Below are 13,278 nucleotides of genomic sequence, written 5' to 3' on the forward strand. Positions count from 1 at the left end.
CGCGAAACCCAGGCTCATTGTGCGACCTTTTCAAGCTTGCCGATCAGTTCACGGCCGATCAGCATCCGGCGGATTTCGTTGGTCCCCGCCCCGATGTCGAGCAGCTTGGCATCGCGCGCGAAGCGTTCGACCGGCCAGTCCTTGGTATAGCCCGCTCCGCCCAGCGCCTGGATCGCCTCCATCGCCACCTTCACCGCATTCTCGCTGGCGAGCAGGATCGCGCCTGCCGCGTCGAACCGCGTGGTTCGCCCGGCATCGCAACTCCGCGCCACCGCATAGACATAGGCCCGCGCCGAATTGAGCGCGACATACATGTCGGCGATCTTGGCCTGGATTAGCTGGAACTCGCCGATCGCCTGCCCGAACTGCCGCCGCTCGCGGACATAGGGCACCACAACGTCGAGACACGCCTGCATGATGCCTAGCTGAATGCCCGCCAGCACCGCGCGCTCATAGTCCAGCCCGCTCATCAGCACGCCGACACCGCCATTCACCGGCCCCATGACCTGCGCGTCACCCACGAAACAGTCGTTGAAGACCAGTTCGGCGGTCGGGCTGCCGCGCATGCCCATCTTGTCGATCTTCTGACCGATCGAGAAACCGGCCATGTCCTTCTCGATCAGGAAGGCTGTGATGCCCCGGCTGCCCTCGCCCGTCTTGGCATAGACGACCAGCGTGTCGGCATAGGGGGCGTTGGTGATCCAGAACTTCGTGCCGGTCAACCGCCAGCCACCCTCTACCTGTGTGGCGCGCAATTTCATCGAGACCACGTCCGAGCCCGCCGACACTTCCGACATGGCCAGGCTGCCGACATGCTCACCGGAGATCAGGCCGGGCAGATATTTCGCCTTCTGCTCGGGCGAGCCCCAGCGGCGGATCTGGTTGACGCACAGATTGGAATGCGCGCCATAGGACAGGCCGAGCGAGGCCGAGGCCCGCGACACCTCCTCGATCGCGACGACATGCTCCAGGTAGCCGAGGCCCAGCCCGCCATCGGCCTCGTCCACGGTGATGCCATGCAGGCCCAGCGCGCCCATTTCCGGCCAGATGGCGCGGGGGAACCAGTCTTCCGCGTCCATGCGCGCGGCCAGCGGCGCGATCCGGTCGGTCGCAAAACGGCGTGTCGCCTCACGGATCATGTCCGCGCTCTCACCAAGCGCGAAGTCAAAATCGTCGATCATGTCCTCTCCAGCGGATCTGATGTCCGTTGCGTCGTCTTAACCGGATATTACCCGAACGCGCAATGATAGTTCCCATGCAAGCTGGCTCGACCGGCTGGCTCGAAAGGGCTCGTACAGGCGCTGGGGATCGATTCCCGCCGTCAATCATTTGCTACACAAGGCGAAACCCGGCATGTGTCAGGGAAGAGAGGAAAGCCCGACCCTGATGGCCACGCGCACCATCGTGACCGATCCTGCACAAGACATCACGGCCTGCGATCGGGAACCCATCCATATGCCCGGCGCGATACAGCCGCACGGGCTGTTGCTGGTGGTCGATCCCGCCACGCTGACCGTCGTGGCCGGCGCGGGCGCGATCGAGGAACGCCTGGCGCCCGAATGGCTGGGGTTGCCCATAGCCGAGCTGGCAGGCGACGAGGTCGCCACGCTCGCCAAGCAGTTCCCGATCGGTTCGAACTCCGTCACGGCGGTCCGGCCGATTCCCGGCATCTCCGAGTCCTTCGCGGTCACGGCACATCGCACAGCGGGCTGCATCCTGATCGAGATGGAGCCAAGCATCGCCGACACCCCCTGGGGTGCGGGCAGCCCCCTCAACTGGCTGGACGCCGCGGCGACCAGCTTCGAGCGGACCGCCGATCTGTCGGGATTGTGCGAGCGCGCGGCGACGGTCTTCCGCACGCTGACCGGCTTCGACCGGGTGATGATCTACCGTTTCCTCGACGAGGATGCCGGACAGGTCGTTGCCGAGTCGCGCGCGCCGGGCTTCAAATCCTTCCTCCATCACCATTTCCCCGCCTCCGACATTCCGAAACAGGCGCGCGCCCTCTACATACGCAACCGGACGCGCAGCATTCCCGACGCCGCCTATACCCCGGCGCCGCTGCGCCCGGCGGGCTTCGAGACGCTGGACCTCAGCGATGTCGGTCTACGCAGCGTATCGCCCATCCATGTCCGCTATCTGCGGAACATGAACGTCGGGGCCTCCGCCTCGATCTCGATCGTCAAGGACGGGGTCTTGTGGGGCATGATCGCCTGCCATCATGACAGCCCGCGTTGCCTGTCCCCCGAACTGCGCGCCACCGCCGCGGCGCTGGCCGGCGGTCTCGCGCGCCAGATCCGGGCGAAGCAGGAGGCGGAGGCCTATCGCGAGCGCCTGCGCCTGCGCGCGGCAGAGGATGGCATCCTGCCGCGCATCGCGGGGCCGGGCGACAGTACCCTGGCCATCGGCCGGTTGATGCCCGAACTGATGGCGATGATGGGTGCGACGGGCTTTGCCATGGTCGAAAACGGCAAGGTCCACACGCACGGCCGATGCCCGCCCGCGCTGGCCGTGCTCGAACTGGCCCAGGCGGCATCGCTTCGCAGCGGTGGCGAGCTTTACGCGACGCACGAACTGGGCGGCGTCATGCCCGAGGCCGCATCGCTGGCCTCCACCGCCAGCGGGTTGATGGCGCTGCCGCTGGTGGATGGCGGCGTGACCCTGTTGTGGTTCCGCCCCGAGCAGGTCGAGGAGATCGAATGGGCGGGCGATCCGCACAAGTCGGTCGCGATGACACCCGACGAGACGCTGACCCCGCGCGCCTCCTTCGACAGCTGGCGGGAGACGGTGCGCGGTCGCGCGCGCCGCTGGACACTGGAGGAAGTGGAGAGCGCGCATCGGCTGCGCCGTGCCCTGCACGATGCGTTCCAGACCCACCGGCTGCGCGGATTGAACGCCACGCTGCAACGGACGCTGGACGACAAGCTGGCGCTGCTCCAGCAGAAGGACATACTGATGAAGGAGGTGGACCACCGGGTCCAGAACAGCCTCCAGCTTGTTTCCTCCTTCCTGGCGCTCCAGGCCAAGGCGGCTGGCGACGGTCCGGTGCGCGAGCAGTTGGCCGAAGCCCAGGCCCGGCTTTCGGCGGTGGCGCTGGTCCACCGACGTCTTTACCGCGACGACCAGATCCAGACGGTCGATCTGGCCCGCTATCTGGAGGAACTGGTCGGCGACATGAAACAGTCGCTGGGCGCGGAATGGGGGGCGGTGATGCGGCTGGACCTCGCCCCCGTGCTGATGCCCACTGACCGGGCGGTCAATCTGGGTCTTGTGACGACCGAGCTGATCATCAACGCGACCAAATATGCCTATGACGGCGCGGCGGGGCCGGTCATCATCACGCTGGAGCAATATGGCAACCGGCTGCGCCTGATCGTCGCCGACGAGGGACGCGGGCGCAGCGGCGAGGGTGGCGACGGGCACGGCTTCGGCAGCCGGATGATGGCCGCGATGATGCAGCGTCTGTCGGGCTCGATCGACTATGCCGACAACCAGCCCGGCCTGCGGGCGATCGTGGTCGCGCCGATCGCGGATTGAGCGATCGGGGCCCCCGTAGCGCCCCTATGGCGCGGCTTCCTCCGCTGCGCCCGGCCCGAGCGGAGGCGGTAACCTATGCCGCGTGTCCGTAGAGCGCGAACACCTGCTCCGCCGCCGTGACCGCACGCGCAATCCACGCCTGATCGACCGCCGCCGCATCGAGCGCCTGGCGGAATTGGCGCCATTCGCCCGGACCGAAACCCGATTCCAGATAGCGGCGGGGCAGCCCCTCCTCCACCTGCCTGGCAAGCATCACCCCGCCCAGCCGCGAGCCTTCGATGACGTAAAGCGCGCCCCAGCCTGCCGCATCGTCATCGGGCAATGCGAACGGCAGAGGATCGGGCATGGGCCGCCCCAAGACCGCCAGATCCGCCGCCAGCGCCTCGCGACGTGATCGCCAGGGGAAGGCGATCGCCCGATCGGCCAGCCAAGCCTCGACCGCAGGCAGCGCCCGCGCATGGGCGATCAGGAACGCCGCATAGCTTTCCCGATCGTCCAGCCGATACCGACCATAAGCGGCATCCACGGCCTCATGCGCGGGGCCGGTGCGGTCGCGCAGGACCGCCGAGGCGCTGTCCCTCATTTCAGGCAGGCGACGATCCCCGCAATGACCGCCAGCGTCTCTTCCGGGTCGCGCACGCGCACCGTGTCGAGGCCCAGTTCCTTGGCGGGATAGTCGTTGCCGCCCGGGAAGATCGCGTCGCCGATGAACATCATCGCGTCGAGTTCGATCCCGCTGGCATCGCGCAGCTTCTTGAGGCCATAGGCCTTGTCGACACCCTCGCGCGTGATGTCGATCGAGGTCGCGCCGCCCATGTTGATCGACAGGCCCGGCAGGCGCTGCTTGAGGTCGGCCTGGATGACCTTGCGCTTCTCGAACTTGGGGTCCCAATGTTCCTTGGCGTCGATCGGCGCCTGCTGGCCCAGCGCGGAGAAGGTGATCTGGCTGCCGCGATCCTCGATCCGCTCGCCCCAGGTCTGCTCGGGGACGAAGCCGGTCGCCTCCAGCGAGGCATCGAACGCCTCCAGGATCTTGGCCTTGGTCGCATCGTCGAACAGTTCGGCATAGACCGGGGCCCAGCTACCGTCCTTGAACGTATAGAGCTTGGTGCCGGTGGTCGGCATTAGCCACAGCTTGCTGCGGTCGGCACGCGCGGGCAGGCGGCTCGCCACCTGCTTGTCGAACTGCGGCCAGTCGCCGCCCGAAATCACCGCGACATGCGCGACGTCGAGAAGGTCGGCCAACGCCTCCCCCATCGGTTCGCCCAGCGGCTGTTTGCTTTCGGCCAGCGTACCGTCGAGGTCGAACGCAACCAGTTGCTTCATGAAGGCACTCCGATTCTGGGCATGATGAGGTTGTCGATGGCATAGGCCACGCCGTCGTCCGCGTTGGAACGGGTGTGTACCGATATCTGTTCCCTAACAGCGTCCGGCGCATTCGCCATCACGATCGGCAGCCCCGCGCGTGTCAACATGGGAAGGTCGTTGGCCTGGTCGCCCAGGACCGCCACTTGCTCTAACGGCACGCCGAACGCCTTGGCCAAAGTCGCCACGCCATCGCCCTTGTTCGCATGAAGCGCGGTCACGTCGAGATAATAGGTCTGCGACTGCGCGATGGTCGCCACCGCCCCATGCGCCGCATCGGCCTTTTCCAACAGGCCACGCAGAAGGTCGGCATCGTCGCTGACCAGGGTGATCTTGTCGACCTTGTCGACCAGCGCGGCAAAGTCCTGGGTGATGACCGGCTCCTGCGACGAAGCCTTGCGCTCATGCTCGACATGCGTGCCCTCGCCGCTGTTGGCATACCAGCGATCATCCGCGAAGACCCAGATGGCGACCGGGTTTTCCGCCGCCATCGCCAATACGTCCTTCACGACCTCGACCGGCACACGGAACTGCGCGTCGATGCTGCCGTCGCGGCGGAACACCGTCCCACCGTTGAACGCCCCGATCGGCGCGTCGATCGCCAGTTCATCGGCGAGCCATCCCAGCCCCGACCGGGGCCGGGCGCTGATGATGGTGAAGCCGACGCCGGCCGCCTCCAGCCGCCGGACGGCGGCGATGGTGGCGGCCCGCAGCTTCTTGTCGGGGTCGACCAGCGTGCCATCGACGTCCGACACGACGAGCCGGATCGGCTTCATCATTGCGGGATTTCGGTGTGACCGCCAAAGCCGAAGCGCATCGCCGACAGCACCTTGTCACCATAGGTATGCTCGATGCGGCTGCGATAGCGCGCGAAGAGCGAGGCGGTCAGGACGTTGGCCGGAACCTTCTCCTCCATTGCCGCGTCGATCGTCCACTGGCCCTCACCCGAATCGGCGACATGGCCCGAGAACTGCTCCAGCATCTCGTCCTTGGCCAGCGCGATCGCGGTCAGGTCGAGCAGCCAGGACGAGATCACGCTGCCGCGCCGCCACACTTCGGCAATGTCGGTCAGGTTCAGGTCGAAGCGCTCATCCTCGGGCAGTTTGTCGCTGTTCTTCGACTTGAGGATGTCGAAGCCCTCGGCATAGGCCTGCATCAGGCCATATTCGATGCCGTTGTGGATCATCTTGACGAAGTGCCCCGCACCGGCGGGGCCAGCATGGATGTAGCCCTTCTCGGCGCGCTCATCGACCTTGTCGGCCACGCGGCCGGGCGTGCGGACGATGGTGCCCAGCCCCGGCGCCAGCGCGTCGAAGATCGGGTCGAGGTGATCGACCGTTTCCTTGTCGCCGCCGATCATCATGCAATAGCCGCGCTCCAGGCCCCAGACGCCGCCCGAAGTGCCGACATCGACATAATGGATGCCCTGTTCCGCGAGCGACTTGGCGCGGCGGATATCGTCCTTGTAGAAGCTGTTGCCACCATCGATGATGACATCACCGTCCTTGGCGAGCTTGGCGATTTCCGCGATCGTGTCCTCGGTCGGCGCGCCTGCGGGCAGCATCACCCACCAGATGGCCTTATCGGCGAGCTTGGCCGCCATGTCCTCCAGACCCGTGGCTGCCTCCGCGCCGTCCTTGGCGAGCGTCTGCACCGCCTCGTCGCTGCGATCCCAGGCCACCACCTGATGCCCAGCCTGCATCAGGCGGCGAGCGATATTGCCACCCATGCGGCCAAGGCCGACCAGACCGATCTTCATGCGGAACTCCATTATGTTTTTGAGATATCGTAGAAAGTGAAAGGCCCCCTTCCCGCTCTGGGAAGGGGGCCTGTCGGATCAGGCGGTGGCGGGCTGCTTCTGCCCGATCGCGCCGAGCAGATCATCGAATGCCTTGACGAAGGAGGCCACCCCCTCCGCGACCAGCGTGTCGGTCACGCCGTCCAGGTCCAGCCCCAGCCGCTCGGCCTCGGACAGAACATGCTTGGCCTCGTCGATATCGGCGGTCAGCGTCTCGGCCACCGTGCCATGGTCGCGGAAGGCGTCCATCGTCTTGGGCGGCATGGTGTTGACAGTGTCCGGCCCGATCAGCGTGTCGACATAGAGCGTGTCGGGGAAGGACGGATCCTTGGTGCCGGTCGACGCCCAGAGCAGCCGCTGCGGCCGCGCGCCCTTGGCGGCCAGCGCCTGCCAGCGGTCGGACTTCAGGAACTCCAGATACCATTGATACGCCATCTTGGCGTTGGCGATCGCGACCTTGCCGCGCACCGCCTTTAGCGCATCCGCCTCGGCATCACCCGCGGCGACACGCTCGTCGATCTTCTTGTCGATCGCCGAGTCGATGCGGCTGACGAAGAAGCTGGCGACGCTGGCGATCCGGTCGATCGGCTGCCCGGCCTTCACCCGCTCTTCCAGCCCGGCCGCATAGGCCTCGGCCACCTTGATATAGGCAGCCTTCGAGAAGAGCAGCGTCACGTTGACGTTGATCCCCTTGGCGATCGTCGCGGAAATCGCCGGAGCGCCCGCATCGGTGCCGGGGATCTTGATCATCAGGTTCGGGCGATCGACCGCGTGCCACAGCTTTTCCGCCTCGGCGATGGTCGCGTCGGTGTCGTCGGCGATATAGGGCGACACCTCCAGGCTGACATAGCCGTCCTTGGCGTCGAGACGGTCATAGACGGGCTTCAGCGTTTCCGCCGCCGCCTTGATGTCCTGGATCGCCAGATGCTCGTAACGGTCGATGGTCGCCGCGCCGGGATTTTCCTTGTCGAACGCGGCCAGCGTGCCGTCATAGGCATCGCCATGCCCCATCGCCTTTTCGAAGATCGACGGGTTGGAGGTGACGCCGGTCAGCCCGTCCTCGGCGACGAGCTTTTCCAGCCCCTTCGCCTCAAGGAACTTGCGATCGACGAAATCGAGCCAGGGAGCGCAGCCCTTGGCGCCCAGTTCCTGCAACTTGCTCATCACTTGGTCTCCAGCATTTCGCGGGCCACCTTCACGACATTGTCATGGGTGAAGCCGAACTTGTCCTGCAACTTGGCGAGCGGGGCCGAGGCGCCGAAGGTCGACATGGTGATCGTGCGGCCATCGAACCCGACATAACGGTCCCATCCGATCGACCCGGCCTGCTCGACAGCGAGACGCCTGGTGACGCCCTTGGGCAGGACGCTTTCCTTGTACGCCGCATCCTGCAACTCGAAGCGATACCAGCTCGGCAGCGAGACGACGCGCGCCTTGATGCCATCAGCCTTCAACGTCTCATAGGCATCCGTCACCAGCGACAGTTCCGACCCCGTTGCGATGAGGATGATGTCGGGTGTGCCGTCGCAATCCGCAAGGACGTAGCCGCCCTTCTTCACGCCCGACGCGGGCGCATATTTGCCGCGATCGAGCGTCGGCAGCGCCTGACGCGAGAAGATCAGCGCGGTCGGATGGCTGGCCGACTCGACGGCGCAGCGCCACGCCTCAGCGACCTCGTTGGCATCGCCGGGGCGGATCGTGTCGAGCCCGGGGATCGCGCGGAGCGTCGCCAGATGCTCGATCGGCTGGTGGGTCGGGCCATCCTCGCCCACGCCGATCGAGTCGTGCGTGAACACGAAGGTCGCGCCCAGCTCCATGATCGCGGCGAGGCGGATCGGCGCGCGCATATAGTCGGAGAACACAAGGAAGGTCGCGCCATAGGAGCGCAGATGCGACAGCGCCATGCCGTCGACGATCGCCCCCATCGAATGCTCGCGCACGCCGAAGTGCAGGTTGCGCCCCTCATAGCTGCCCGGCTGGAACGAACCGCCGTCCTTGATCAGCGTCTTGGTCGAGGGCGCAAGGTCGGCCGAGCCGCCGATCAGCCACGGCACCTTGGCGGCGATGGCGTTCTGCACCTTGCCGCCCGAGTCGCGGCTGGCGATGCCCTTGGCATCCGTCTCGAACACCGGAATCTCGCTGTCCCAGCCCTCGGGCAGCTTGTCGGCGAGCATCGCGTCGAGTTCGGCGGCGAGTTCGGGATATGCCGCACGATAACGATCGGTCATCGCGACCCATTCGTCGCGCAGCGGCTTGCCGCGTGCCTCGATCGCGCCCTGGAAGGCCTCTCGCACGCCGTCGGGGACCAGGAACTTGGCGTCCTCGGGCCAGCCATAGGCCTTCTTGGTCGCGCGGATCGCATCCTCGCCCAGCGGCTCGCCATGCGCCTTTTCGCTGCCCGCCTTGGGGCTGCCATAGCCGATGACGGACTTGACGACGATGAAGGTCGGCTTGTCGGTCGTCGCCTTGAACGTATCGAGCGCGGCGGTCAGCGCGGCGACGTCGTTGGCGTCATCGACGTGCAGCACGTTCCAGCCATAGGCCTCGAACCGCTTGCCCACATCCTCGTTGAACGCGATGTCGGTGCCACCCTCGATCGAAATCTGGTTCGAGTCGTAGATCCAGCACAGGTTGGACAGCTTCAGATGGCCGGCGGTCGAGGCGGCCTCGGACGCGACGCCCTCCATCATGTCGCCGTCCCCGCACACGACGTACACGTCATGGTCGAAGATCGGGAAACCCTCGCGGTTGAAATGCGCCGCCAGCCAGCGCTCGGCGATCGCCATGCCGACCGAGTTGCCGCACCCTGCGCCCAGCGGACCGGTCGTCGTCTCGACCCCCGTGGTGTGGCGATATTCGGGGTGGCCGGGGGTCTTGGAATTGAGCTGGCGGAAACCCTTGAGGTCCTCAAGGCTCAGCGCGGGCTTGCCCGACTTTTTGCCTTCGGCGTCAATCTCTTCGATCCCCGCCAGGTGGATCAGCGAATAGAGCAGCATCGAAGCATGGCCGACCGACAGCACGAAGCGGTCACGATTGGGCCAGTCGGCATGCGCGGGGTCGTATCGCAGGAATTTCGACCAGATGGTGTGACCGACCGGCGCGAGCGCCATGGGAGTGCCCGGGTGGCCCGAATTGGCCTGCTGCACCGCATCCATCGACAGGGTGCGGATGGTGTCGATGGTCAGTCGCTCGATCGACCCGTCTTCGTGCAGATGGGTATCGGCCACGGCGTGGGTGGTGGCATCGGTCATGGATTCTGGCCTCATCCTTATTATGTGCGATCGAACGCGTCGGCGCTCGCTCCGGTTACCATGCGCCAGGGGCCTTAGCGCGGCTTCGCCCCCCGTTCCAGCCGGGTAACGACCCCATTGTCGGCAATATAGGCTGTGTCGATCTCGTGCAGGAACAGCCCATGTCCCACCACGCCGGGAAGCGTCGACAATCCGGCGACCAGCGCCTCCAGCCCGCCATCGTCCCAGCCATGGCCGTCGACCACGATATTGCCGTTGTCGGTGCGATAGCCGGGGCGCTCGACCACGCGCTCGAACAGGTGCGCCAGCCGTGCGATAACAGCGCTCCGTGCGAAGGGTAGGATTTCCACGGGCAGCGCGACGCCGCCGAGCCGTTCGGCGCGCTTCGAGCCGTCCGCGATCACGATCATGCGATCGGCGGCATCCGCCACCACCTTCTCGCGCAGCATCGCACCCCCCGCCCCCTTTACGGCGCGCAGACGCGCATCGATCGCATCGACACCATCGATCCCGATATCGACCCTGGAGACGCCCGCGAAATCCAAGACCTTGAGCCCCAGCGACTCGGCCAGGGCTGCGCTCGCCTGCGAGGTCGCCACGGTCTCGATCCTCAGCCTGCGCGCGGCCAGAGCGGCGATGGCATGGGCGGCGGTCGAACCCGTACCGAGCCCCACCAGCATATCGTCACGAATTTCCTGCACCGCCGCGATGGCGGCTAGGCGCTTGTCGGCGTCCCGATCGGTCATGTCGATTTGATAATGCGTAAGAGGCGCAAAAGCTCCCCCCCGGTCCAATTAATCGTCCAATTCACGTCGCCCACCCTTCCCGCCGGACCGCGGCGCGACATTTTGCGACAATAAAGGCGGCGGAAATAGGCCATCATCGCTTGCCTTTATGAAGGGCCATCGTGCAGTTTGTTATCAAACGGCAACGTATCGTGCAGTTCGCGCATTATCGCGCGGGCCGCACGCACGGCTGGCATCTCAGGCAGGTGAACGAATTGAACTTTGCAGGCTTTCGCGGGCGTGGAGTGCTCGCCGGTACGGCCATGACCCTGGCCCTCGCGACTCTTTCGGCGTGCGGCGGCAATGGGGGCGACGCGGCCAAGGGACGTGGCGGCGCCCAGCAGACGCCGACGGTCGGCTTCGTGACCGTGCAGCCGGGCAATGCGCCGATCGTCACCGAACTGGCCGCGCGGACCAGCGCCTTTGAAAGCTCCGATGTCCGGCCGCAGGTGACCGGCGTCATCCGCCGCCGCCTGTTCACCGAAGGCAGCCTCGTCAAGCGCGGCCAGCCACTCTACGAGATCGATCCGCGCCTCTATCGCGCCGCCGCCAACCAGGCCGCCGCCAACCTGCAGAGCGCACAGGCCAATGCCGAGGCGACACGGATCCAGGCCGAACGCTATCGCCCGCTGGCGCAGATCGAGGCGATTTCGAAGCAGGATTACACCAACGCCCAGGCCTCCGCCCGACAGGCCGCCGCGCAGGTCGCGCAGACCCGCGCCGCGCTGGAGACCGCACGGGTCAACCTGCAGTTCACGACCGTCCCCGCCCCGATCACCGGGCGGATCGGGCGGTCGCTCTTCACCGTCGGCGCGCTGGTCAGTTCGGGCCAGACCGATCCGCTGGCGCAGATCCAGCGGCTCGATCCGATCTTCGTCGATATCCAGCAATCGGCCAGCGACCTTTTGTCGCTGCGGCGCAGCCTGTCGGCGCGCGACGGACTGATCCCCGCCAGCGCGCGGGTCAGCCTGAGGCTGGAGGACGGGACCGATTACGGCCAGACCGGCACGGTCGAGTTCGCCGAAGCCGTGGTCGATCCGCAGACCGGCACCGTGACGCTGCGCGCCCGCTTCCCGAACCCGCAGGGGCTGCTGCTGCCCGGCATGTTCGTCCGCGCGCGGTTCGCGCAGGCGATCGACACCAGCGCCTATCTGGTCCCGCAACAGGCGATCTCGCGTGATCCGAAGGGCAATGCGACGCTCTTCGTCGTCGGCGCGGATGACAAGGTCCGGCAGAAGACGGTCAAGGCCGAGCGTACCCAGGGTGCCTTCTGGGTCGTCACCGACGGCCTGAAGCCCGGCGACCGGATCGTGACCCAGGGCCTGGCCAATCTGCGCCCGGGCCAAAGCGTGCGCGCGGTGCCCGCCGACAGCCCGCAAAAGGTCCAGCCACCCTCACCCGAACAGATGAAGAAGATGCAGGCCGCCAAGGGCAAGGCGGGCTGACCGGACCATGCTCAGCCGCGTCTTCATCGATCGTCCCATCTTCGCCTGGGTCCTTGCCATCATCGTCATGCTGGCGGGCGTGGGCGCGATCATGGGCCTGCCCATCGCGCAATATCCCGACGTCGCACCGCCCCAGGTCTCGATCCGCGCCACCTTCCCCGGTGCCTCGGCGCAGACGCTGCAGAACTCGGTCACCCAGGTCATCGAGCAGCAGCTGACGGGCATCGACGGGCTGCTCTATTTCCAGTCGTCCTCGTCCAGCCGGGGATCGGTGACGATCACCGCGACCTTCGCCAAGGGCACCGACCCCGATATCGCGCAGGTGCAGGTCCAGAACCAGGTCCAGCAATCGGTCGCCCGCCTGCCCCAACAGGTGCAGCAACAAGGGCTGGTCGTCCGCAAGTCGAACCCCGACTTCCTGCTGATCGCGGGCGTCTATGACGAGACGAACCGGATGACGAACCAGGACGTCGCCGACTATCTCGTCTCCAACCTCCAGGACCCGCTGGGGCGTATCCAGGGCGTCGGCGACACCAACGTCTTCGGCTCGCAATATGCGATGCGCATCTGGCTCAACCCCGAACGGCTGGCATCCTACCAACTGATGCCGTCGGACGTGACCACCGCGATCCAGAACCAGAATACCGAAGTCGCGGCGGGCGAGGTCGGCGGCACCCCGTCGGCCACCACCCAGATGCTGAACGCGACCGTGACCTCCATGTCCCGGCTCCAGACGCCCGAGCAGTTCCGCCAGATCATCGTCAAGACCCTGAACAACGGCGCGACCGTCAAGCTGTCCGACGTGGCGCGGATCGAGCTGGGCGCGGAAAGCTATGCCGCGGTCAGCCGGATCAACCAGCATCCGGGCGCGGGTATCGCCGTGCTGATGGCGCCGGGCGCCGACGCGCTGAAGACCGCCGAACTGGTGAAGGCCGAGATCGCCCGCGTCGCCAAGACCTTCCCGCAAGGGCTGAAGGTCGCCTATGCCAACGACACCACCGCCTTCATCAAGCTGTCGATCGACGAGGTGGTCAAGACGCTGATCGAGGCGATCATCCTCGTCGTCATCGTCATGTTCGTCTTCCTGCAAAGCTGGC

Annotated in this window: 11 protein-coding genes; 3 read left to right on the forward strand and 8 right to left on the reverse strand. The window is 66.2% G+C overall.

The window, feature by feature from the left end; all coding sequences use genetic code 11:
- Window positions 1–14: 14 nt before the first annotated feature.
- The gene (locus ABDV78_RS13695; protein WP_343527947.1) at window positions 15–1,181 is read right to left on the reverse strand and encodes an acyl-CoA dehydrogenase family protein; all 1,167 of its coding nucleotides are present in this window, start codon (window positions 1,179–1,181) and stop codon (window positions 15–17) included.
- A gap of 205 nt (window positions 1,182–1,386) precedes the next feature.
- On the opposite strand from ABDV78_RS13695, the gene ABDV78_RS13700 reads away from it, so the two are divergent.
- Window positions 1,387–3,537, forward strand: coding sequence for a histidine kinase dimerization/phosphoacceptor domain -containing protein (locus ABDV78_RS13700; protein ID WP_343527948.1), 2,151 nt, complete (start codon window positions 1,387–1,389; stop codon window positions 3,535–3,537).
- A 73-nt stretch (window positions 3,538–3,610) separates the two neighbouring features.
- Here ABDV78_RS13700 and ABDV78_RS13705 read toward each other — a convergent pair whose 3' ends face one another.
- The 7 genes from ABDV78_RS13705 to rpiA all read right to left on the reverse strand — a co-directional run bounded on the left by ABDV78_RS13705 (window position 3,611) and on the right by rpiA (window position 10,697).
- Window positions 3,611–4,120 carry a biliverdin-producing heme oxygenase gene (locus ABDV78_RS13705; RefSeq protein ID WP_343527949.1) on the reverse strand — a complete coding sequence of 170 codons (510 nt, stop codon included), beginning with the start codon at window positions 4,118–4,120 and terminating at the stop codon, window positions 3,611–3,613.
- Window positions 4,117–4,863, reverse strand: coding sequence for an HAD-IIB family hydrolase (locus ABDV78_RS13710; RefSeq protein WP_343527950.1), 747 nt, complete (start codon window positions 4,861–4,863; stop codon window positions 4,117–4,119). Before ABDV78_RS13710 ends, ABDV78_RS13705 begins: the two co-directional genes overlap by 4 nt.
- Complete coding sequence (locus ABDV78_RS13715) at window positions 4,860–5,681, reverse strand: Cof-type HAD-IIB family hydrolase (protein WP_343527951.1); 822 nt, start codon at window positions 5,679–5,681, stop codon at window positions 4,860–4,862. Before ABDV78_RS13715 ends, ABDV78_RS13710 begins: the two co-directional genes overlap by 4 nt.
- A complete protein-coding gene (gene gnd / locus ABDV78_RS13720) occupies window positions 5,678–6,661 on the reverse strand; it encodes a phosphogluconate dehydrogenase (NAD(+)-dependent, decarboxylating) (protein ID WP_343527952.1) in 984 nt (327 codons plus the stop codon). The genes ABDV78_RS13715 and gnd overlap by 4 nt, the downstream gene beginning before the upstream one ends.
- A 78-nt stretch (window positions 6,662–6,739) precedes the next feature.
- Entirely contained in the window at window positions 6,740–7,864 is a 1,125-nt protein-coding gene (tal, locus tag ABDV78_RS13725; protein WP_343527953.1) for a transaldolase, read from the reverse strand.
- Complete coding sequence (gene tkt / locus ABDV78_RS13730; RefSeq protein ID WP_343527954.1) at window positions 7,864–9,951, reverse strand: transketolase; 2,088 nt, start codon at window positions 9,949–9,951, stop codon at window positions 7,864–7,866. The genes tal and tkt overlap by 1 nt, the downstream gene beginning before the upstream one ends.
- Before the next feature lie 74 nt (window positions 9,952–10,025).
- Window positions 10,026–10,697, reverse strand: coding sequence for a ribose-5-phosphate isomerase RpiA (rpiA, locus tag ABDV78_RS13735; RefSeq protein WP_343527955.1), 672 nt, complete (start codon window positions 10,695–10,697; stop codon window positions 10,026–10,028).
- A 302-nt stretch (window positions 10,698–10,999) separates the two neighbouring features.
- Between rpiA and ABDV78_RS13740 the strand changes: the two genes are divergently transcribed.
- Window positions 11,000–12,181, forward strand: coding sequence for an efflux RND transporter periplasmic adaptor subunit (locus ABDV78_RS13740; RefSeq protein ID WP_343527958.1), 1,182 nt, complete (start codon window positions 11,000–11,002; stop codon window positions 12,179–12,181).
- 7 nt (window positions 12,182–12,188) lie between these two features.
- A partial coding sequence (locus tag ABDV78_RS13745) for an efflux RND transporter permease subunit (RefSeq protein ID WP_343527956.1) occupies window positions 12,189–13,278 on the forward strand: 1,090 nt, incomplete at its 3' end.

Origin of the sequence: Sphingomonas sp. (genome assembly GCF_039594485.1) — a bacterium.
Lineage (GTDB): Bacteria > Pseudomonadota > Alphaproteobacteria > Sphingomonadales > Sphingomonadaceae > Sphingomonas.

Bases quoted from the DNA above. Each gene is read 5' to 3' on its own strand.
- ABDV78_RS13740 (WP_343527958.1), top strand. From the start codon at position 11,000: ATGACCCTGGCCCTCGCGACTCTTTCGGCGTGCGGCGGCAATGGGGGC.
- ABDV78_RS13695 (WP_343527947.1), bottom strand. From the start codon at position 1,181: ATGATCGACGATTTTGACTTCGCGCTTGGTGAGAGCGCGGACATGATC.
- tkt (WP_343527954.1), bottom strand. From the start codon at position 9,951: ATGACCGATGCCACCACCCACGCCGTGGCCGATACCCATCTGCACGAA.
- gnd (WP_343527952.1), bottom strand. From the start codon at position 6,661: ATGAAGATCGGTCTGGTCGGCCTTGGCCGCATGGGTGGCAATATCGCT.
- rpiA (WP_343527955.1), bottom strand. From the start codon at position 10,697: ATGACCGATCGGGACGCCGACAAGCGCCTAGCCGCCATCGCGGCGGTG.
- tal (WP_343527953.1), bottom strand. From the start codon at position 7,864: ATGAGCAAGTTGCAGGAACTGGGCGCCAAGGGCTGCGCTCCCTGGCTC.
- ABDV78_RS13715 (WP_343527951.1), bottom strand. From the start codon at position 5,681: ATGATGAAGCCGATCCGGCTCGTCGTGTCGGACGTCGATGGCACGCTG.
- ABDV78_RS13700 (WP_343527948.1), top strand. From the start codon at position 1,387: ATGGCCACGCGCACCATCGTGACCGATCCTGCACAAGACATCACGGCC.
- ABDV78_RS13705 (WP_343527949.1), bottom strand. From the start codon at position 4,120: ATGAGGGACAGCGCCTCGGCGGTCCTGCGCGACCGCACCGGCCCCGCG.
- ABDV78_RS13710 (WP_343527950.1), bottom strand. From the start codon at position 4,863: ATGAAGCAACTGGTTGCGTTCGACCTCGACGGTACGCTGGCCGAAAGC.